The organism is Nocardia speluncae NBRC 108251 (genome assembly GCF_001613245.1).
In the GTDB taxonomy this organism is placed as follows: Bacteria; Actinomycetota; Actinomycetes; order Mycobacteriales; family Mycobacteriaceae; genus Nocardia; species Nocardia speluncae.
Genome location: NZ_BDBZ01000035.1, coordinates 247,969 through 268,233, shown reverse-complemented (window position 1 = coordinate 268,233; position 20,265 = coordinate 247,969). Strand labels below are relative to the sequence as shown.

19 protein-coding genes are annotated in these 20,265 nt (G+C 67.6%); 14 read left to right on the top strand and 5 right to left on the bottom strand.

Annotated elements, in window-relative coordinates:
- Positions 1-27: 27 nt before the first annotated feature.
- The 7 genes from NS6_RS26185 to NS6_RS26155 are packed head-to-tail and all read left to right on the top strand — an operon-like array spanning position 28 to position 6,822.
- Positions 28-1,077 carry an ABC transporter substrate-binding protein gene (locus NS6_RS26185; protein ID WP_068046785.1) on the top strand — a complete coding sequence of 350 codons (1,050 nt, stop codon included), beginning with the start codon at positions 28-30 and terminating at the stop codon, positions 1,075-1,077.
- Positions 1,078-1,103: 26 nt separating this feature from the next.
- Entirely contained in the window at positions 1,104-2,477 is a 1,374-nt protein-coding gene (gene allB / locus NS6_RS26180) for an allantoinase AllB (protein ID WP_068046782.1), read from the top strand.
- A gap of 47 nt (positions 2,478-2,524) precedes the next feature.
- Positions 2,525-3,430 carry a hypothetical protein gene (locus NS6_RS26175; RefSeq protein WP_157112947.1) on the top strand — a complete coding sequence of 302 codons (906 nt, stop codon included), beginning with the start codon at positions 2,525-2,527 and terminating at the stop codon, positions 3,428-3,430.
- A complete protein-coding gene (locus NS6_RS26170) occupies positions 3,427-4,080 on the top strand; it encodes a GntR family transcriptional regulator (RefSeq protein ID WP_068046776.1) in 654 nt (217 codons plus the stop codon). Before NS6_RS26175 ends, NS6_RS26170 begins: the two co-directional genes overlap by 4 nt.
- A 42-nt stretch (positions 4,081-4,122) precedes the next feature.
- Positions 4,123-4,524 carry an allophanate hydrolase-related protein gene (locus NS6_RS26165; protein WP_068046773.1) on the top strand — a complete coding sequence of 134 codons (402 nt, stop codon included), beginning with the start codon at positions 4,123-4,125 and terminating at the stop codon, positions 4,522-4,524.
- On the top strand, positions 4,524-5,588 hold the full coding sequence (locus NS6_RS26160; protein WP_068046769.1) for an acetamidase/formamidase family protein: 1,065 nt from the start codon (positions 4,524-4,526) through the stop codon (positions 5,586-5,588). Before NS6_RS26165 ends, NS6_RS26160 begins: the two co-directional genes overlap by 1 nt.
- A complete protein-coding gene (locus NS6_RS26155) occupies positions 5,557-6,822 on the top strand; it encodes an amidohydrolase family protein (RefSeq protein WP_245669515.1) in 1,266 nt (421 codons plus the stop codon). Before NS6_RS26160 ends, NS6_RS26155 begins: the two co-directional genes overlap by 32 nt.
- Positions 6,823-6,843: 21 nt before the next feature.
- Here NS6_RS26155 and NS6_RS26150 read toward each other — a convergent pair whose 3' ends face one another.
- Positions 6,844-7,698, bottom strand: coding sequence for a 3-hydroxyacyl-CoA dehydrogenase (locus tag NS6_RS26150; protein ID WP_068046768.1), 855 nt, complete (start codon positions 7,696-7,698; stop codon positions 6,844-6,846).
- Positions 7,699-7,913: 215 nt separating this feature from the next.
- Between NS6_RS26150 and NS6_RS26145 the strand changes: the two genes are divergently transcribed.
- The 3 genes from NS6_RS26145 to NS6_RS26135 all read left to right on the top strand — a co-directional run bounded on the left by NS6_RS26145 (position 7,914) and on the right by NS6_RS26135 (position 10,231).
- A complete protein-coding gene (locus NS6_RS26145; protein WP_084471412.1) occupies positions 7,914-8,561 on the top strand; it encodes a TetR/AcrR family transcriptional regulator in 648 nt (215 codons plus the stop codon).
- Entirely contained in the window at positions 8,558-9,754 is a 1,197-nt protein-coding gene (locus tag NS6_RS26140) for an NADH:flavin oxidoreductase (RefSeq protein ID WP_068046765.1), read from the top strand. Before NS6_RS26145 ends, NS6_RS26140 begins: the two co-directional genes overlap by 4 nt.
- A 123-nt stretch (positions 9,755-9,877) precedes the next feature.
- Positions 9,878-10,231 carry a hypothetical protein gene (locus NS6_RS26135; protein ID WP_068046762.1) on the top strand — a complete coding sequence of 118 codons (354 nt, stop codon included), beginning with the start codon at positions 9,878-9,880 and terminating at the stop codon, positions 10,229-10,231.
- A gap of 91 nt (positions 10,232-10,322) precedes the next feature.
- Here NS6_RS26135 and gad read toward each other — a convergent pair whose 3' ends face one another.
- The gene (gene gad / locus NS6_RS26130; protein WP_068046759.1) at positions 10,323-11,762 is read right to left on the bottom strand and encodes a glutamate decarboxylase; all 1,440 of its coding nucleotides are present in this window, start codon (positions 11,760-11,762) and stop codon (positions 10,323-10,325) included.
- Between the two features lie 338 nt (positions 11,763-12,100).
- Here gad and NS6_RS26125 point away from each other — a divergent pair, with 338 nt between their 5' ends.
- Positions 12,101-12,523, top strand: coding sequence for a VOC family protein (locus NS6_RS26125; protein WP_068047039.1), 423 nt, complete (start codon positions 12,101-12,103; stop codon positions 12,521-12,523).
- A 24-nt stretch (positions 12,524-12,547) separates the two neighbouring features.
- Positions 12,548-14,191 (top strand): MFS transporter, encoded by a 1,644-nt coding sequence (locus NS6_RS26120; RefSeq protein WP_068046756.1) that lies wholly within the window; start codon positions 12,548-12,550, stop codon positions 14,189-14,191.
- A gap of 51 nt (positions 14,192-14,242) precedes the next feature.
- On the opposite strand, the gene NS6_RS26115 is transcribed toward NS6_RS26120, so the two are convergent.
- The 3 genes from NS6_RS26115 to NS6_RS26105 form a co-directional block, all read right to left on the bottom strand.
- A complete protein-coding gene (locus tag NS6_RS26115) occupies positions 14,243-15,850 on the bottom strand; it encodes a bifunctional phosphatase PAP2/diacylglycerol kinase family protein (protein ID WP_245669514.1) in 1,608 nt (535 codons plus the stop codon).
- Positions 15,851-15,940: 90 nt separating this feature from the next.
- A complete protein-coding gene (msrA, locus tag NS6_RS26110) occupies positions 15,941-16,402 on the bottom strand; it encodes a peptide-methionine (S)-S-oxide reductase MsrA (protein ID WP_247610643.1) in 462 nt (153 codons plus the stop codon).
- Positions 16,403-16,599: 197 nt separating this feature from the next.
- Entirely contained in the window at positions 16,600-17,415 is an 816-nt protein-coding gene (locus tag NS6_RS26105) for a class I SAM-dependent methyltransferase (RefSeq protein ID WP_068046750.1), read from the bottom strand.
- Between the two features lie 343 nt (positions 17,416-17,758).
- Here NS6_RS26105 and NS6_RS26100 point away from each other — a divergent pair, with 343 nt between their 5' ends.
- Together NS6_RS26100 and NS6_RS36045 are read left to right on the top strand one after the other, a co-directional pair.
- Complete coding sequence (locus NS6_RS26100; protein WP_068047032.1) at positions 17,759-19,000, top strand: cytochrome P450 family protein; 1,242 nt, start codon at positions 17,759-17,761, stop codon at positions 18,998-19,000.
- Positions 19,001-19,257: 257 nt separating this feature from the next.
- The gene (locus NS6_RS36045) at positions 19,258-20,253 is read left to right on the top strand and encodes a dihydroxyacetone kinase subunit DhaK (RefSeq protein ID WP_068046747.1); all 996 of its coding nucleotides are present in this window, start codon (positions 19,258-19,260) and stop codon (positions 20,251-20,253) included.
- Positions 20,254-20,265: the final 12 nt, after the last annotated feature.

Sequence of the window (20,265 nt, the reverse complement as noted above, 5' to 3'; positions counted from 1 at the left end):
CCACCCCTCGAAGATCTCGGAGCACACATGTCTGCACAATTCGACCGCCGGAAGTTCCTGACCCGCAGCCTTGCGGTGGGTGGTCTGGCGGTCGCCGGTTCGGCCGCGCTCACCGCCTGTGTCTCGGGAACCTCGGCCACCGGCGACGGCTTCGGTATCGCCTCTCAGCGACTCGCCTGGATGAAGAACACTCAGTTCGCGGGCAGCTATTTCGCCGACCGCAACGGCTACTACCGCGAGGCCGGGTTCTCCGGTGTGGATCTGGTGGCCGGTGGCCCCACCGCGCCACCCATCGAATCCGATGTGCTCACCCGCACCTTCGCCGGCGTCTCGCAGGTGCCGATCGTCGGCTCGGCGGTCGGTCAGGGGGCACCGCTGAAGATCATCGGTGCGGTGTATCAGCGGTATGCGGGCTGCCTCATGTCCATGGCCGCGAACCCGATCAACGGTCCGGAGGACCTGTACGGCAAAACCATCGGCTGCGCCTCGTCGAGCGAACCGGTCTGGCGGACCTTCATGGCCGCGCTGGGCCTGGACCAGTCCCGCGTCAACACCGTCCCGGTCCAGGGCGACCCGATCGGAATGACGGCGGGCGAAATCGACGGCTACCTCGGATTCGTCAACAGTCAGCCGGTCGACTTGCGGCACAAGGGTTTCGACATCCATACGGTGCTGTTGACCGATATGGGCTTCCCCCTGGTGGGGCAGACCTATATCACCACTCAGGACAATCTCGACAACCAGCGTGACAAGGTGAAAGCGTTCCTGACCGCGGAGATCCGCGGCTGGCAGCAGGTACTGGCCGACCCGCGCCTCGCCACCGACATCACCGTCGACGATTACGGCCGAACTCTCGAACTCGACCGGGCCGCCACCTACGACTGCTGTCTGGCGGGCAACGAACTGATCCGCAACGGCGATCCGCGCCAGCAGATCGTCTCGATCTCCGATGCCGATGCGGTGGCGAATATCGCGTCGATCTCGGCGGGCGGATTGCGACTCACCGTGGACGATCTGTTCGACCTCGGTCCGATCCACGAGATTTACGCCGAGAACCCCGATCTCGCCCTCGCTTGATCTCTACCTACGAAAGGCCAGTACCCATGCCTGTACCTCTCCTCCCGGATCTCGTGGTCACCGGCGCCACGGTGGTCTCGCACGACGGCCGCCGCGAACAGGACATCGCGGTCCGCGACGGCAAGGTGCTCGCCGTCGGTGACGGGCTCGCCACCGACGGGGTGCCCACGGTCGACGCGACCGGACTGCTGGTCCTGCCCGGCCTGGTCGATATGCACGTCCATCTCCGCGAACCCGGGATGACCGAGAAAGAGGATTTCGCCAGCGGTACCCGGGCGGCGGCCGCCGGTGGGGTGACCACCGTGGCCGATATGCCCAATACGTCACCTCCGGTGGCGACGGCCGAACGGTACCGGCAGAAGCTGGACCTGGTCAGCTCCAAGGCATATGTCGATTTCGGGCTCTACGGCATGATCGACCACGACAACGACGGCGAGATCGCCGGTATGGCCGAACTCGGCGCGCTGGGTTTCAAACTCTTCATGGGCCAGACCACCGGCGACAACCGCTGCCCGAACGACGCCGCCATCTTCCGCGGACTCGAAGCGGCCGCCGCGGCCGGCCTGGTGGTCGGTGTGCACGCCGAGAACGATCATCTGCTGCGGATGTTCGGGGACCGGCTACGCGCCTGCGGGCGCACCGATCCGCGGGCTCACCTGGAAGGACGGCCCGCCTTCGTGGAGGTCGAGGCGGTGACCCGGATCATCACCATGGCCACCGAGTCCGGTACGAAACTCCATATCCACCATCTGTCGACGGCCGCGGGCCTGCGCCGGGTGATGGCCCTGCGCGCCGAGGGCCACCAGGTCAGCGTGGAAACCCTGATCGCGCATCTGTTCCTCGACGATTCCGCCTACGACATTCATGGCAACCTGGTGAAACTCAATCCACCGATCCGGCCCGCCGCCGATGTGGCGGCACTGTGGAACGGGATCGCCCGCGGTGATGTCGATATCATCGCCACCGACCACGCTCCGCATACCGCCGAAGAACAGGGCGAACCCGATGTCTGGAAGGCCTACGGCGGGTTCATCGGTGTCGAGACGATGCTGCCGCTGCTGCTCACGGCCGCGGCCGAAGGCACACTGACGGTCGAAGACATTGTGCGCCTGTGCGCCTACCGGCCCGCCCAGCGCTGGTCCATATCCGGCAAGGGACAGCTCACTCCCGGGTACGACGCCGATTTCGTCCTGGTGGACCCCACCGCACAGACCACCCTCGACGCTGCCGCCTTGCATTCCAAACACAATGTCACCCCGTACCACGGCCGATCGCTCACCGGATCGGTGGTTGCGACCTACCTGCGCGGACAACTCGTCTACGAGAAGGGTGAGATCATCGGCGGGCCGGGCGGCCGGCAGGTCCGCCCGGTCCGCGAAATCTCTTCCGCCGCAGTGTGATCAGAACGGATGTGGCAACCCGTGAACACCACCACGAGGGAGAAGGCGTGACCGAGGCACAGATATCGCTGCTCGAAACCTGCGGCGACGGCGCGGGCACTCTACGGAACGCAGTCACGCACTGCCTGAACGAGGTCCGCGCGCTCGTGCCGGACACCGGCCGCGGTACTCGTACCTGCGGCGGCGCGCTCGCGGTCATCGCCGGTATCGGCACCACCGCACCACGAGCGCTGCACGGGACACTGCTGCTGGACGCGCTCACCGCCCACGACATCGAAATCACCGACAGCGTGGTATTTCCCGATCCGGCCGCATTGCTCGCGGACAGCAACTGGGATCTGGCGCTGGTGCTGAGTCCGTGGAAGCAGGAGGTCGCCGGCCTGATCCACGCCCACACCGGATCCGCCGCGCGGACCGGAGTCGTGGACACGCTGCTGCGCAGCGGCGAGCTCACCACAGGCGTCAACACCAACAGCTGGGCCGCTCAGGCAGCAATGGAGACCGTACTGGGGGGCCGGACGCCGTCCAGTGTGCTGGTGCTCGGCGCGGGCGGTTCGTCGAATTCGGTGGCCCTCGCCTGCCGGCGCGCCTGGCCGGGCGCACAGCTGATCGGCAGCGCTCGCGACGCCACGGCCCTGGCCTCGTGGGCGGCCGGATTCGGCGCGGAACCAGTGGCCCCGGACGGGCTGAAGGCACGGTTCGCCGAGGCCGCGCCCGCCCTCGTCGTCAACACCACCACCTGGGGCGAAACCGACGAATCCGAACAGCAACCGTTCGTCTTCGATTTCGGGGAGCTCACTGCCCCCGGCAACAGCTACTTCGATCTGAACAACCGGGTCTCCGCATTGCAGACCGCGGCACTACGTGCCGGGATGAACGTCATGTCGGGGACGTTCATGCAGCGCGTCACCAATGCGTGCCGGGCCGCGCTGTTGCAGGCGGACGTGCGATGAGCACGCCCGGCACCCTGCACCCCGGCGATCAGGTCAGCGTCCGCGAGCGGGTGTACCGGTTCTTGCGCCAGCAGATCACCACCGGCGAGTACGCGGGCGGAATACGGTTGACCGAGGAGCAGATCGCCGAGGAACTGGGCGTGAGCCGTACTCCGATCCGGGAGGCATTGCAGCGCCTCACCAGCGAAGGCTTGGTGGAACGGGTGCGCCGGGGCCAGTTGGTCGTGGTCGAATTCGATGCCACGGCGCGCGCCGAACTGCACGAGCTGCGCGTCGCGTTCGACCAGGTCGCGGCGAAGATGCTCACCGCAAAAACCGATTCCGTGGACTGGGCGGCACTGTACGCACTCCTCGACCCGCTCGGCGACGCCCTGCGCGAATTCGGGGTCGGGAGCGCGCAATACTCGATGGTCCACCTCGAATTCCATATGGCCGTCAACCGCGCCGCATTCACCCCGGTCACCTCGTCGTTCCTGCAGCGGCAGGCCTTTCTCTATCCCACTGACGACTACGTCCAGCAGCCGGGCCACGAACCGGTCTCCCAGCACCGCGCCCTGCTCGACGACCTGTCGAGCGGAGATCTCGAACGGGCCACCACGGCCGCCCGGATCCACGCATTACGCGGTCCCGGTAACACCACTCTCAGCTGACCATTTCGATCCCGCAGGCGCTGCGCCGCACAAGGAGTTCCCATGTCCGACGATGTCGTGCTCATGTTCGTCAATGGCCAAGCGATGCGCGGCGGTTCGCTCAACGACGCGCTCGCCGGGGCGCGGTATCTCGGCGCCGTCCGCACAGCGCCGCGGTACCGCTTCTTCTCGTTCGGCGACGTGTTCCCGGGGCTGGCCCGGGTTGCCGAAGGCGGTTGGCCGGTCCCGGGCGAAATCTACGAGGTGTCCTACACCGACCTGCGGGAGAACCTGCTACCGCGGGAGCCTGCCGAATTGGAACTGTCCGTGATCGAACTCGAGGACGGCCGGGGCTCGCTGAGCATGGTGTGCCGCCGGCCACCTGTCCCCGGCGATCCGGTCCGCGAGATCACCGCGCCGGGTGGTTGGCGCGAACATCGCTCGGCCACAGCGGATCACCTCTGATGGCGATACTCACCGCCGGTATCGATCCCGGTAATGCAAACCACTACCTGTGGTGCACCCCGGAGACGGTCCGGTGGGGCTCGTTACCCGTTCCCGATACCCCACCGATTCTGGTGATCGACAGCGGCGACACCGTCACCTTCGACACGGTCTCGCAGGAAGGACTCATGGAGGATCAGGGCCGGGATCCGGTGGCGTATTTCGGGCGGTTCGGGGTCCGGCCCGCCGAGGTTCTGCCGGATGCCGTAGCGCTGGCCGAATCCGATCTCCGCCGGACGCAGCCACCTCCGGGACCGCATATCGTCCTCGGCCCCGTCCGGGTACGCGGCGCCGAACCCGGTGACTGGCTGCGCGTGGATTTCCTGGACCTGACGCCACGGGTCCCGTACGGAATCATTTCCAGCCGGCACGGCCGGGGCGCCCTGCCGGATATCCTCCCGCGCGAAACAGACGGCAGCGTCGCGGCAGTGTTCAGCCGGTTCTGCGCGCTCGACGATGCGACCGGATACGCCCAGTACCGGTTCGGCGGCGGCCGCGCACCGATCGTAGTGCGGCCGTTCCTGGGCTTGTGCGGAGTGACACCGAGCGGTGCGGAACCGCTCAGCACGATCCCGCCCGGCCGGTTCGGCGGCAATATCGATCTACGCGAGATCGTCACCGGTAGTGCACTTTTCCTGCCGATACAGGTCGAGGGCGCCGGTTTCTATCTGGGCGACCCGCATTTCGCCCAGGGCAACGGCGAGATCGCACTCACCGCACTGGAGGGGTCGTTGCGGGTGACCGCGCGGCTGACCGTACAGAAATCGCTGCCGGGCCACGACGGCGGCGCCCCGTTCGCCGAGACCGGCGAGCATTGGATCCTGCTCGGTCTGCACGAGAACCTCGACATGGCGATGCGCGACTGCGCCCGGCGCAGCGTCGATTTCCTGGCCGCGCAGACGGGTATGACGCCGAGCGAGGCGTACCTGTACCTCAGCGCCGCCGCCGACTTCTCGATCACCCAGGTCGTGGACATCGTGAAAGGAGTGCACTGTGCGATCCGCAAACGCGATTTCGCCGTCTAGCTTCCGGCCTGCCGACGGCCGCCCGGTTCCGGTGCTGCGCAACGTCACCGCTACCGACGGCCGGCAGGTGGACGTTCACCTCCGGGACGACCGGGTAGAAAGGGTGGTCCCCGCGGTGGGTGCACCGGCCGGCGACCTCGACCTGGATCTCACCGGCTATCTGCTGCTGGGCGCATTCGCCGAACCGCACGTGCACCTCGACAAGGCGCTGTCGTTCGACGAGATCCGGCCGCCGCTCGGCGACCTCGCGGCGGCCATCGAGTCCTGGGAATCCCACAACCCCCGTCTGACGGTCGACAGTATCGCTGCCCGGGCCCGCACGGCCGCACTGCGCGCATTGTCGTACGGCACCACCGCAATCCGGTCGCACGTGAACCTGCTGCCCGGCCCGGAGCCACTGCGCGGTGTGCACGCACTGCTGCGGGTGCGCGCCGAACTCGCCGCGGTCCTGGATATCCAGCTGGTGGCACTGGCGCCGTATGCGGTGGAGGACGCCGCGATACACGAGGCGCTCGACCTCGGCATCGATTTCGTCGGCGGCCATCCACACAAGACGCCCGATCCCAGCGCGAACCTGCGCCGGTTGCTGCGGATCGCGGCGGCCCACGGGGCCGGGGTCGATCTGCATATCGACGAACAGCTCGACCCCGAGATGCTCACACTGGAACAGCTCGCCCATACGGTGCAGGAGTGGCCCGATTCCATGCCGGTCACCGCAAGCCACTGTGTGAGCCTGGGGATGACCCGTCCGGCGGTCACGGCCCGGGTGGCCGCCGCCGTCGCCGCGGCCGGTATAGGCGTGGTCACCCTGCCGATCACCAACCTGTACCTGCAGGCGCGCGATCATCCGACGGCCAAGCCCCGCGGCCTCACGGCGCTGCGCGCGCTACTCGATGCCGGGGTGCGCGTGGCCGCGGGCACCGACAATATCCAGGACCCGTTCAATCCGGTGGGTAGCGGAGATCCGTTCGAGACCGCCATGCTGCTCATCACAGCCGACCATCTGACACCGCAGGAAGCCGGCGCCGCGGTGACCGGCGACGCTCGGGAACTGATGGGTCTACCGCCCGCCGGTCCGGTGGAAGGTGCACAGGCCGATCTGCTGGCGGTCCGGGCCGGTGGTTTGCGTGACGCGGTGGCCTGCGCCCCGGCGGACCGGCTGGTCCTGCACCGCGGACGACTGGTCGCGGCTACCCGTTCGGAGCGGTCGACCGTCACCGCGCTCGAGGAATGAGACCGTCGCCCCTCCTCGGATTCACCGATACTTGTAGAAGCCTTCGCCCGTCGCGATCCCGAGCTTGCCCTTGTCGATGTAGTTGTCCTTCAGCCATGCGGCGAGTTCGCGGGTGTCCTCACCTGCGACGAGGATGTTGTACGGAGTGTTCAGCCCGACCACGTCGAGGATCTGGAACGGGCCCATCGGGGCGCCGGTGGCGATCCGCCAGGTCTTGTCGACGGCTTCCGGTTCGGCGTAGTCGCCGGCTGCGAGTTCGATGGCGGAGTTGAGGAACGGCACCAGCAGTGAGTTCAGGACATAGCCGGACTTCTCCTTGTGCACCTCGATCGGCACCATACCGATCGAGGACGCGAAATCGACCACCGCCCGGAAAACTTGCCGGTCGGTCCTGTCGGTGCCCATGATCTCGGCGGTGTTGAACTTCCACACCTGGTTGGCGAAGTGCAGGGCCAGGAACCGGTCCGGCCGGCCGGTGAACTCACGCATATCGCTGGGCAGCAGGGTGGAGGAGTTCGTGGCGAAGATCGTGTGGGCGGGGGCCACGGCGGCGAGCTTCTCATAGGTCTGCCGTTTGATGTCCAGTACCTCGGGAACGGCCTCGATCACCAGGTCGGCGTCCGCGACGGCGGCGGCGAGATCGCTGGTGAGGGCGATGCGCGCGCGGGCCTGCTCGGTCTGCTCGACGGTCGCGCCCACCACCTCCTCGCGGTAGGTGGCGGCGAGACCGGCGAGCCGGTCGGCGGCCGCGTCGAGGGCGGTCTCGCTGATGTCGTAGGCCTGTACCGGGTATCCGTGGTAGGCGGTCTGGAAGGCGATCTGAGAGCCGAGCACCCCGGTGCCCAGGACTGTGACCGCGCGAATCTCGATGGCCATCGTGGTCTCCTAACCGGTCGGACGAACGGGCTTTCACCGACGATCACGGGATATGCGTAGACCAGTAGACCAGGATCGACCGGGGTGGCGGCGTGCCTGTGCGGTCTGGGCGTTTGCGATCGGGTAACGACTGGCGCGGGCACCGGCAGCAGGGGTTTCAATCAGTATTTCAATCATTGATTGAAATATTCGCGGCGCGGTGGTTCACTACGCGTATGCCCCAGAACGTCTCGGCCGCCACCCGGGAACGCTTGCTCACGGCAGCCGAACGGCTACTGCTGACCGATCGCTACGAAGAGGTCTCGGTGCGCCGCATCTGCGCCGAGGCGGGCGCCAACGCCGCGGCCGTCCACTACCACTTCGGCTCCAAAGAGGCCCTGCTCGCGGCCCTGCTGGAGGACCGGCTCGGCGCGCTGTGGGCAGACCGGCTGGCCGAGGCCACCGCCGCACCGCGCCCGGTCGCCGAGATCGTGGACGCGGTCCTCGCGCCCTTCACCGATTTGGCGGCCGACCCGCTGGGCCGGCTGCATCTACGCCTGCTCGCGCAGTGCGTTATCGGCCGGCAGGTCCTGCACTGGCAGCAGCAGTGGTTCCGGATCGATTCCTGGTCCGGACTGCTGCCGCACGTGGACGAACGCGAGAGCCGATACCGCTGGATGCTCGCCTTCGACCTGATCATCATGCGTTTCGGCGCCGCCGCCGCCGAAGACCGGCCGCTATCCCCGCACACCGCGGCGACCCTGCGCGATTTCGTCGTCGCCGGGCTCACCGCATCCACCGGAGACAGCCGACGTGGCGAACCCGCCGGCCTCTCCACATCCCCCGCGAACCGCACGTACCAGCCACAAAAGGAGTCCCGGTGACCGACGTATTCGCACCCACCACTCTCGGCCCACTCACCCTGCGCAACCGGGTGATCAAGGCCGCAACCTTCGAGGGACGCACCCCCGACGCACTGGTCACCGACGATCTGATCGAATTCCATCGCGAGGTGGCCGCCGGTGGGGTCGCGATGACTACGGTGGCCTACTGCGCGGTCGCGCCCGGCGGCCGCACCGATCGGCATCAGATCTATATGCGTCCCGAAGCAGTCCCCGGCCTGCGCCGGCTCACCGATGCGGTCCATGCGGAGGGCGCGGCGGCCAGCGCGCAGATCGGACACGCGGGCCCGGTCGCCAATGCCGCATCCAACCGTGTTCCGGCGGTAGCGCCGAGCCGGTTCTTCAGCCCGCTCGGTATGGCCCCGATGAAGGTTCCGGCCATCGGCGAGATCGGTGAACTCGTCGCCGCCCACGCCGAGGCGGCGAAACTCGCGGTCGAATCCGGATTCGACGCGGTGGAGATCCATTTCGGGCACAACTATCTGGCGAGTTCGTTCCTGAGCCCGATACTGAACCGGCGCAAGGATGTCTACGGCGGTTCGCTCGAGAATCGGGCCCGGTTCGCGCGCGAAATCGCCCGCGCGGTACGCGAGGCAGTCGGCGACCGGGTCGCGGTGACCGCGAAACTGAATATGGAGGACGGAATCCGGGGCGGTTTCACGCTACCGGAATCGTTGCAGGTGGCTGCCTGGCTGGAGGCCGACGACGCTCTCGACGCATTGGAGCTCACCGCGGGTAGTTCGCTGCTGAACCCGATGCTGTTGTTCCACGGCGCGGCGCCGCGCAGGGAGTTCGCGAAAACCCTACCGGCGCCTACGCGGTGGGGTTTCCGGATGGTCGGCAAGGCATTCCTGCGCGAATACCCTTATGAGAAGGCATATTTGCTCGAGCGGGCCCGGCAGTTCCGTCGCGAACTGTCCATGCCGCTGGTACTGCTGGGTGGTATCACCGATCTGGAGTCGATGCAGCTGGCGATGGCGGAGGGGTTCGATTTCGTCGCGATGGGCCGGGCACTGCTGCGTGAGCCGGACCTGTTGCGGCGCATCCAATCCGATGCTGCCACCGAATCGGCGTGCGTGCATTGCAACGAATGTATGCCGACGATCTACAGTCGTACCCGATGCGTGCTGAGGCTCGATCCGCCGAGGCCACTGTCTGCCGATCATACGAATTAACGGACACCTATTGAATGTGCCGTTGTTTAACGGTATGGTCCTGGTTATCGAAATCGCGCTTCCCACAGAGCGATTGCCCATACAGCACCCGCCGCGGGCGGGAAAACGATAGAGGACCGAACCATGCGCCGTAGTTCACGCACCCAACGTTTCGTCACCCGTATCGCCGCCACCGCGGTGATCGCGGTGGCTCCACTTGCCCTCACCGCCGCCCCTGCCCTGGCCGATCCGGTGGCGGTCACGGCAAGCAGCGAGGCCGAAGACGTCAGTCGTCCCGGCCGCCATGGTCACGGTCACGGTCACGGTCGGCGCGATCACAGCTGGAACGGCCGGCACAACCACGGCGCGGGGTGGGACCGCGGCCACCGCAACCGTCACGGCCATCCCGGCTGGAACCGCGGCTGGAACCACGGCAACGGTTTCGGCCACGGCCTGCCGCTGCCCTGGCTCCTGCCGCGCACCGGCAGCGCTTTCTGACCTGCCCAACGGTTCACCATTCAGCGGACACCCGCGGGGTGGGCGCGGAGCGGCCGGCGATCGGCTCCGCGCCCACCCCGCCGGTCAGGATTCAGTGGCCGCCACCGGCCGGATTCGCGCCCTGGACACCGATATCGGCACCGTGCGAGAACGACGCGGATTCCGCGCCCCGCTGCGGCGCCTGTTGAGCGCGCAGCCGCGGCAACGCCCGTTCGAACGCGCCGACGAGCAGATCCGCCAGGTCATGGCTGAAACCGTTGCGGACCACGATGCGCAACACCGCCAGATCCTGCCGGTCTGCCGGGAAGGTGTAGGCGGGTACCAGCCAGCCCTGTTCGCGTAACGCCGCGGAGACATCGAACACCGAGTACCCGGTCTCCTCCGGGGCAAGTGTGAAGGCGAAAACCGGGAGCTGGCGACCATCGGTGATCAGCCGGAACGGGCCCAGCTGCGCGATCCGGTCGGCTAGCGCCGCGGCTACTTCCCGGGAGTAGCCCTGCACTCGTTCGTAACCACGACGGCCCAGCCGCAGGAAGGTGTAATACTGCGCCACCACCTGCGCGCCGGGCCGGGAGAAGTTCAGCGCGAAAGTCGGCATCTGACCACCCAGGTAGTTGACCCGGAACACCAGTTCCTCCGGCAGCGCCGCGGCGTCCCGCCACAGCACCCAGCCCACGCCCGGATAGACCAGCCCGTATTTGTGCCCCGAGGTGTTGATCGAGGCCACTCGCGCCAGCCGGAAATCCCATTCCAGGTCCGGATCACAAAATGGGGCGAACATGGCGCCCGACGCGCCGTCCACATGCACCGGAATATCCCAGCCGCGTTCGTCGCGCAGCTTGTCCAGTGCCGCGCAGATCTCGGCCACCGGTTCGTAACTGCCATCGAACGTGGAACCGAGGACCGCGACCACTCCGATGGTGTTGTCATCGCAGTGCGCCGCCGCCTCGTCGGCCGTCAGATGAAACCGCTCCCCCGACATCGGCACGAGGCGCGCTTCGACATCCCAGTACTCGGCGAACTTCTCCCAGCACACCTGGACATTGCTGCCCATCACCAGATTGGGCCGGTCGACCGGCTGCCCGGCGGCGCGCCGCCGCTGCTGCCACCGTCGTTTCAACGCCAGCCCGGCGAGCATGCATGCCTCACTCGACCCGGTGGTGGAACAACCGACGGCATGGCCGGGGTCCTCGGCATGCCAGAGGTCGGCGAGCACCCGCACACATCGCTGCTCGAGCTCCGCGGTGCGCGGATATTCGTCCTTGTCGATCATGTTCTTGTCGAAACACTCACTCATCAGCGTCTGCGCCGCCGGTTCCATCCAGGTGGTGACGAAGGTCGCGAGATTGAGCCGGGCATTACCGTCGAGCAGAAGTTCGTCGTGCACGATCTGGTAGGCGGTATCACTGTCGATTTCGTCGGCGGGTAGCCGGTTACGCGGTAGCTCGAGCGGTTCCCGCGTGAACACCGGGTTCACCGCGACCCGGTCCCGATCGTTGTCCGGCGAATGCGCCGGATGTGTCAGCGCCATGGAAACCTCTGGGTTCTCGGCGTGCCTCCGGCGCGCCGGGTTCGGCCCCTCCCCTTGGTTCTATCGCTGGGTACGCCAGGAGTATGCCCTGGTCAAAGGCGTTGCGGGCGGATCGCCGCTGAGCTCGGCGAGCCCGCTGCGCGGCGTACGTACCGAACCGGAATACATGGGGGTGTTCTGCTGCGGAATCGGCAGGCGGGCGTTAGGTTCGGCAGTGGACCGGGCCTCCGGTGCGTCATCGGCCCAGGCTGGCCGGCGAAGTGACGGCCCAGGCCGTGCACTGTGCCCGGTCCCGGCGTTCCTCCGATATCCGCATTCCAGCCGAGAAGGAGATCCGCATGAAATCCGTCAACCCATACCTCATGTTCAACGGCAACGCCGAGGAGGCGTTCACCTTCTATCAGTCCGTATTCGGCGGCGCCCTGCAGCTGATCCGCTTCGGCGATATGGGCGAAGCCGAGAACCTGCCCGCCGAAGCCAAGAACCTGGTGGCGCATGTGGCGCTGCCGCTCAACGGTGTCGAACAGATACTGATGGGCTCGGACTGCCCGCCCGGACAGACCGTCGACGTCTCCACGCGCCCGAACTTCACGGTATGTCTCGAACTCAGCGATCAGGACGAGGCACAGCGGCTGTTCGACGCCCTCGCCGTCGGTGGCACCGTCGATATGCACCTGGCGAAGACGGAATGGACCGAACTGTTCGGAATGCTGACCGACCGGTTCTCCATTGCGTGGATGTTCGATTTCGACGGCCGGTAGGCCGCCCGTACCCGGCTCGATGCGATGAAGCCGCCGACGAGCAACGAGCCCGGGGCCCGGCCGGAGACCCGGCCCGGTTCCGGGCTGGTCCTCGCTGTGCTGTGCGCCGGACAGTTCCTGATGACGCTCGACAGTTCGGTGATGAACGTGTCGATGGCGACGGTGGCACGGGACCTGGGCACCACCATTACCGGTATTCAAACCGCCATTACGCTCTACACCCTTGTGATGGCATCGCTGATGATCACCGGCGGCAAGATCGGCGCAATCGTCGGCCGGCGGCGGGTGTTCGGTATCGGCCTGATCGTGTACGGCGTGGGGTCTTTCGTCACCGGTCTGGCACCGAACCTCGGGGTTCTCCTGCTGGGCTGGTCGCTTCTGGAAGGGATCGGCGCCGCACTGATCATGCCGGCGATCGTGTCCCTGGTCGCCGCGAATATCGCGGCCGAGCGCCGTACTGCCGCCTACGGAATGGTCGCCGCCGCGGGAGCCGCAGCGGTGGCGGTCGGGCCGCTGCTGGGCGGCGCCGTGACCACCTACGCCTCCTGGCGGCTGGTGTTCTTCGGCGAGGTGGTCGTGGTCGTGGTGATCATGCTGTTCCTCCGCCGGATGACCGACAGCCCCACCGAGCGAGCCCGGCTCGATCTCGTGGGTTCGGTCCTGTCGGTGGGTGGACTCGGCTCGATCGTGTACGGCGTGCTCCGCTCCAGCGAATGGGGCTGGATACAGGAAAAGCCCGGCGCCCCGGCGATATTCGGTCTCTCTCCGGTGATCTGGCTACTGCTCGGCGGACTGGTCCTGCTGTATCTGCTGCGGGAATGGCTCGCGATTCGGATCCGGGGTGGACACGAACCGCTTTTCGACCCCGCGCTGCTGGGCAACCGGCAACTCACCGGCGGGCTCGGGATGTTCTTCGCCCAGTTCTGTGTGCAGGCCGGCGTCTTCTTCGCCGTTCCTCTGTTCCTCTCCGTCGTTCTCCAACTCAGCGCACTCGGCACGGGGGCGCGTCTGCTCCCACTCTCGGTGGCATTGATCGTCACCGCGGTGGGGATTCCGAAATTCGCTCCGCGTGCGAGCCCCCGCCGAGTGGTCCGGCTGGGACTGGCCTCGATGATCCTCGGCATTCTGTTGCTCGCGGCCGGTATGGACCCCGGGGCAGACGCGCGGGTCGTCGCCGTCCCGATGTTGCTGATGGGCGCAGGTTTGGGCGCATTGGCCGCACAGCTCGGCGCGATCACGGTCTCGGCAGTGCCCGAATCCCGCAGCGCCGAAGTGGGTGGCCTGCAGAACACCGCGAGCTATCTCGGCGCCTCGCTGGGCACCGCGCTCATCGGCTCTGTGCTGATCGCGACACTGACAACGTCGGTCACCGACGGCATCGAGAACAACCCGCAGATTCCCGCCACGGTGCAGCAGCAGGCGGCCACCGAGCTGGCCGACGGGGTGCCGTTCCTGTCCGATACCGAGCTGCGCTCCGCGCTCGGCGCCGCCGGTGTGGACGGTGCCACCACCGACGCCGTGGTCACCATCAACTCCGATGCGCGGCTGAACGCCCTGCACACCACCTTCGCCGTCACCGCACTGCTCGCGGTGGCTGCGCTCCTGATCACCCGGCTGCTTCCGGTGCGGTCGCCGACCGCTCCCGCCCGGCCACCTCGGGCGAGTTGATCGGCACCGGGGCACGCTCCCCCCGGGGACGACGAAATCCGGCGCGGCGCGCTACACCCGGCCGGAACCGCGCAGCGCCAGGGCGATCCGGCCGCTCACCGGAACCCGGAACACCTCCGGCAGCCACGGGGCGCGACGGTGGTGCGGGCGGCTGCGGTTCGCCCAGAGCGGATTGGATTCGTCCCTGCGGTAGACCGCCAGTTGCCCGGCCACGGAAAAATGCAGATGGGTCGCGCTGCCGATCACCTCACCGTCGGCGGCGAGCGCCTCCGGCTCGGGTAGATGCACATACAACTCGGGCAGCTGGCGTTCGCCGTACACCCGGCTGTGCCCGATCGCGGCCGATACCAGCGCGACCACCGCGCGTGTCCGCGACCACCGCAGATCGGCGCGCAGCCAGCGCACATCCAACAGCCCGGAATCGAGCCGGTCCCGGAACGCGGGCACCGCGCCGTGCGGATGGTAGGGACCGTTGCCGACGAACAGGAACCACACCCGCTGCCAGCGTCCGTCCAAGAAGATCTCGATGGGTTCGGCGCGGCGCAGGGTGACCACGAGCGCCGCCGCGAAGGCCGGCCATTTACCCCACCGCTTCTGCCACTTCTCCCGCAACCGGACCAGGTCCGGGTAGGAACCCAAGCTGAAGGTGTTGATCAGATTCCTTGTGCGGGTCTCATTTTCGTCCCCGTACTCGACGGCGGCGATATCGACCGCCACGGCCTCGCCGACACCGGTCGCGTCGATCACTTCGCGCAGATCATAGACACCCAGATCGCGGGCGAAATGGTTGAGCGTGCCGGTGGGGATCACGACCAGCGGTAGGCCCTTGCGCAGCGCGTATGCGGCCACGGCCGCCACGGTGCCGTCTCCGCCTGCCACGCCGACGGCCGCCACCGGCTCCTGCTGCGCATCCACGGCTTGTGCCAGCTGCTCGGCGCAATCCATATCCGGGCGGGTCCGCAATACCGTCGCCGCGGGCAGGGCGGCGGCGATATCGTCGGTGGGGTCGTAGTTCGCGTCCCCGGAGACCGGGTTGACCATCACGACCAGCCCCTTGCCGTCCGCGAGAACAGGTACTTCGGGGACGATCCCCGCCTGCGCCTCGTCGGATTCGCGCACCGGCCACCAGCGCCGGGTGGCCAAGGCGATCCCGGAACCGACAGCCGCGCCGACCAGCACATCCGACCCCCAGTGCACACCGGTGTGCACCCGCGAATAGGCGACGGCGGCCGCCACCGGCGCCACCAGCAGCGCGGTACGCGGGCTCTCCATCGCCACCGCCGTGGCGAACGCGGCCGCGCTGGCGCTGTGCCCGGAGGGAAACGACGAGGAGGTCGGCGCCGGTACCAGCCGCCGATGCGCAGGCATCAGTTCGGCGGCCGGCCGGCGGCGCGCGAAAACGGATTTGAGTACCACGTTCGTCACGAAGCTGGCGCCGGCCACCGAGGCGATCCCGCGCGCCGCAGCCCGCCGTGGCGACCCGCTCCGGGAAGCCAGCAACGCCGCGCAGGCCATCCACAGGACACCGTGATCGGCGCCCGAGGTGAGGCGCAATAGACCCGCATCGGCTTTCGAGGCAGGCAACCCCGCCACCGTATCGCCCACCGCACGATCGATCCGGCCGATTCTGCGGAATCTACGGCGCGTCCACCTACTCACCCGCCCGAGACTACTCAGCGCGTCCTTACCCCCGCGACTCCACGGGACACCAGCGGATCGGCCGGTCGGGCACCAGAACTCGGATCCCACCTACGCCGAGGTCCGCCGCGGCAGTTTCCAGCCGGGCCGCGGGAAATGACAGGTGTACCCGTTGGGGAAAGTCTGCAGGTAGTCCTGATGCTCGGGTTCGGCCTCCCAGAACTCGACCGCCGGTGATATCTCGGTGACAACCTTGCCCGGCCACAGCCCGGAATCCTCGACATCGACGATCGTTTCGAGCGCGACCCGCTTCTGCTCATCGTCGAGATAGAAGATCTCGGAGCGGTAGCTGGTGCCGATATCGTTGCCCTGACGATCCTTCGTTGTCGGGTCGTGGATCTGGAAGAAGAATTCCAGCAGCGCCCGGTAGTCGGTCTGCGCCGGGTCGTAGACGATCTCCACTGCCTCGGCGTGGCCGGGATGGTTGCGGTAGGTGGGGCGATCGTTGTGTCCACCGGTGTACCCGACCCGGGTGCCGAGGATCCCCGGTTGCCTACGGATCAGCTCCTGCATACCCCAGAAGCACCCACCGGCCAGGATCGCCTTCCGCGTTTCGGTCACGCTTCCTCCTTCGTCCCCCACATTATGAGCCCCCGGTACAACGCCGGCGGCACCCGGGAAAATCCCCGCACCGGCCCCGCTCATATCCACCGGGCGGCCCCCACCGGGCCGGCCGCGCTGTGCATATCAGTTCCGCTGCGCTGTGCGCATCAGTTCCGCTGCGCTGTGACCAGCAGATACTCCCATTCCATCCGGCCGCCGCCGAGATCGTACGCGGCCGCGAGATCGGTGAGTTCACGGTCCAGTTGCCCGGTGCGTTCCGGATCACCGGCCAAGGACTTGTAGACCGCGATAGTGGGACCGTAGTTGGTTTCGAAGAAGGTACGGAAGGCGTCGGCGTCGGCGAAGCAGTCGACGACCGCGTGCTCACGTCGCATTTCCAGCCCGCCGACCCGGTCACCGAGCAGCGCGGTGACGTGCTCCTGCGCCCCCCACAGCGGCGGCGGTTGCGCCCCGGCGGGCGGCGGCGGGGCGAACGGTTTCATGGCGGCGAACATCTGTCCGATGAACCCGGCCGGCGTCCAGTTCACCAGACCGATCGAGCCACCGCTTCTGGTAACTCTGACCAGTTCGTCGGCGGCGGCACGGTGGAACGGCGCGAACATGATCCCCACACACGAGATCACCACATCGAATTCGCCGTCGGCGTAAGGCAGGGCTTCCGCGTCCGCCTGTTCCCAGCGCAGCTGCACCCCGGCCGCCGCAGCCTTGCGGCGACCGGCCTCGAACAACTCGGGGGTCAGGTCAGCGGCCACCACCTCGGCGCCGGTGGCGGCGGCCGGTATGGCGGCGTTCCCCGTTCCGGCCGCGATATCGAGCACCTTGGTGCCCGGCCCGATCGGTGTGGCGCGAACGAGGCGGGCACCCAGTCCGGGGATCACGTCGTCGGCGACCCGGGAGTAATCACCGGACGCCCAGATAGCTCTGTGCTTGGTTTTCAGGTCTCCCGTTGCGGACTGCGTCATCGTCTGCTCCTCATGTCGGAACTGCAGATTTCACGGCATGTCGCGCCCTCCGGAGAAAACTCTCGCGGCCGTCCGTGCGGTTGTCGAAACACCCGGCCAGATCGCTACCGGACCGTCCTATTGTCGACCTCGAGACGGGCAGACCACAATGACGGCAAGCGGGCCCGCCGCCGGGGCCGCGCGCACCTCGGCCCACGTCTCCGATCGGCTCTGACGTGGATGCGACATTTTCGGTAAAACGGCTGAGCCACAACACAATATGTGCATCATTCGCGTAGTGTTCCACTCCGGCGCCGGGACCCGGGAGACCTCGGCCCACAGTGCGACACAGTATGGAGCCTCTTTGACAACCCGACAGTACGACGCGCCCGCCCTCTCCGGACACGGTTCCCCGGTCACCGACGGTGGCCCCCGGTTCCCGCTGTACGCGCCCGAGTTCGCCGAGAACCCGCACCGGGCGTACGAGCAGATGCGGCGCGCGCACCGGTCGATGGTGCCGGTCGATCTGGCTCCCGATGTCCCCGCGACACTGGTGATCGAACACGCGACAGCGGTGCGCGTCCTCAACGATCACGAACATTTCCCGGCCGATCCGCGCACCTGGCAGAAGGATATGCCCGCCGACTGCCCGGTCCTGCCGATCATGCAGTGGCGGCCCGTCCCCGCCCGCAGCACCGGCGAGGCATTCCGCCGCTACCGGTCGGCCAATCTCACGGCGCTGACGGATGTGGATCTGCACGGACTGCGCGCGGCGGTGTCCGACCTCGCGACCCCGCTGATCAACTCCTTCTGCGAAACGGGTAGCGCCGATCTACTCCTTCAGTACGCGTTCCCGCTGACATTCGGGGTCTGCAATACGTTGCTCGGCTGCCCGCCGGAGACCGGGCAGCGGGTATCCGCCGGGATGGCCGCCATGTTCGAAGGCGTCGACGCCGACGAGGCCAACCGGATGATCAATGAGGCTCTGGCCGAACTGGTCGCCTACAAACGCTCGAACCCCGGCAACGATGTGACCACGCGACTACTCCAGCACGAAGCGCGGCTCGACGAAGAAGAGATGGTGCACCAGCTGGCCGGCCTGTACGGCGCGGTGATCGAACTCCAGCAGAACCTGATCGCCAACACCCTGCTGCTGATCCTCACCGAGGACCGTTTCGGCGGCAGCGTGCTGGGCGGCAGCATGTCCACCCGGGACGCCCTCGACGAGGTGCTGTTCGACAACCCGCCGATGGCGAACTTCCTCATCACCTATCCGCGGCAGCCGATCCTGATCGAGGACGTCTGGCTACCCGCCCACCAGCCGGTGGTCATCAGTATCGCGGCCTGCAACCACGACCCGGCGATCCGGTCCGACGATCACCGCGGAAACCGCTCCCACCTGTCCTGGGGGCTGGGCCAGCGCAGTTGCCCCGCGCAGACCCCGGCCTACCTGGTGGCCCAGGAGGCGATCGATCAGCTGCTCGACGCCCTACCGGAGATGGAAGCGGCGCTGCCCGACGGCCCGGACTGGCGGCCCGGCCCGTTCCACCGGTCGCTGACCACACTGCCGGTGACGTTCCCGCCGTCACCGCCTTTCCCTGCCTGAAAGCGGCCGACCGCGGCCGGACCGATCCCGGTCGCCACCCGCAGATGATGATCGTGGTGAGCATCCGCTGCGGACATGGCCGTCCTGCGCCCCATCGCGTTCGACGACCGGCGGATACCCGCCCCGCCCCGCAGCCACCGGCCCCGTACCGTCGGCATCACCGCTGGGCGCTCAACTCGACAAGGGGCCGAGATCGAGCAGGCCCGCCCGATCCGACAGCGCACTAACATCGGTCGGAGCCGATCCGAAGGAGCACTGTGCGCCGACAGATTCTCAACCTGCCCGAGAACGCTCCCGACGAGGCGCTCGACGGGCTCGCGTTGACCAATCCCACGCTCATCGCCTACGACCGCGAACGCGGCCTCGTCACCCGGGCCACGCCGGCGCGCAACAAGGTCGGACTCGTATCCGGTGGTGGGTCCGGGCACGAACCGCTGCACGCCGGTTTCGTCGGCAGCGGCATGCTGGACGTGGCCGTACCGGGTGCAGTCTTCGCCAGCCCGACCGCGTTGCAGGTGCACGAGGGCACCGTCGCGGCCGATTCCGGGCGGGGTGTCGTTCAGATCGTGAAGAACTACACAGGCGATGTGCTCAACTTCCGGATCGCCGGTGAACTCGCCGGCGACGATAACGCGGTCGCGACCGAAACCGTGCTGGTGGACGACGATCTGGCCACCCAGAGCGATGACGGTCCGGGCCGCCGCGGCACCGCGGCCGTTCTCGCCGTCGAGAAGATCTGCGGGGCGAGCGCGGAAGCGGGTGCGGATCTGCACACGGTCGCCGAGCTCGGCCGCCGTGTCGCACGTAATGCGCGCACCCTGAGTTTCGCGCTGAGTGCGGGCACTCACCCCGGGGAGACGAATCCCGCGTTCACGCTCGATACCGCCGAAGTCGAACTGGGCGTGGGAATCCACGGCGAACGCGGCACCGGCCGGATCCCGTTCGCGGACGCGGATACGCTGATCGCCCGGCTCGTCGACCCGCTGGCCGCCGAACTGGGCTGCACGCGCGGGTCCGCGGTGATCGCGATCGTGAACGGTCTCGGCGGTGCCTACCCCATCGAACTGTCGATCGCGGCCCGTGCGGTGCACCACCGGCTCGCCGGGCAGGGCATCACCGTCGCCCGTTCGCTCGCCGGCAGCTATGTGACCTCGCTCGATATGGTCGGGGTCTCGGTCACCCTGCTGCCCGCCGATGCCGATCTGCTTCCACTGTGGGACGCGCCCGTGCGCACCCCGGCCCTGACTTGGTGAAGGAGCCCGCTC

Bases quoted from the DNA above. Each gene is read 5' to 3' on its own strand.
- NS6_RS26185 (WP_068046785.1), top strand. From the start codon at position 28: ATGTCTGCACAATTCGACCGCCGGAAGTTCCTGACCCGCAGCCTTGCG.
- allB (WP_068046782.1), top strand. From the start codon at position 1,104: ATGCCTGTACCTCTCCTCCCGGATCTCGTGGTCACCGGCGCCACGGTG.
- NS6_RS26170 (WP_068046776.1), top strand. From the start codon at position 3,427: ATGAGCACGCCCGGCACCCTGCACCCCGGCGATCAGGTCAGCGTCCGC.
- NS6_RS26165 (WP_068046773.1), top strand. From the start codon at position 4,123: ATGTCCGACGATGTCGTGCTCATGTTCGTCAATGGCCAAGCGATGCGC.
- NS6_RS26160 (WP_068046769.1), top strand. From the start codon at position 4,524: ATGGCGATACTCACCGCCGGTATCGATCCCGGTAATGCAAACCACTAC.
- NS6_RS26150 (WP_068046768.1), bottom strand. From the start codon at position 7,698: ATGGCCATCGAGATTCGCGCGGTCACAGTCCTGGGCACCGGGGTGCTC.
- NS6_RS26145 (WP_084471412.1), top strand. From the start codon at position 7,914: ATGCCCCAGAACGTCTCGGCCGCCACCCGGGAACGCTTGCTCACGGCA.
- NS6_RS26135 (WP_068046762.1), top strand. From the start codon at position 9,878: ATGCGCCGTAGTTCACGCACCCAACGTTTCGTCACCCGTATCGCCGCC.
- gad (WP_068046759.1), bottom strand. From the start codon at position 11,762: ATGGCGCTGACACATCCGGCGCATTCGCCGGACAACGATCGGGACCGG.
- NS6_RS26125 (WP_068047039.1), top strand. From the start codon at position 12,101: ATGAAATCCGTCAACCCATACCTCATGTTCAACGGCAACGCCGAGGAG.
- NS6_RS26120 (WP_068046756.1), top strand. From the start codon at position 12,548: ATGAAGCCGCCGACGAGCAACGAGCCCGGGGCCCGGCCGGAGACCCGG.
- msrA (WP_247610643.1), bottom strand. From the start codon at position 16,402: ATGCAGGAGCTGATCCGTAGGCAACCGGGGATCCTCGGCACCCGGGTC.
- NS6_RS26105 (WP_068046750.1), bottom strand. From the start codon at position 17,415: ATGACGCAGTCCGCAACGGGAGACCTGAAAACCAAGCACAGAGCTATC.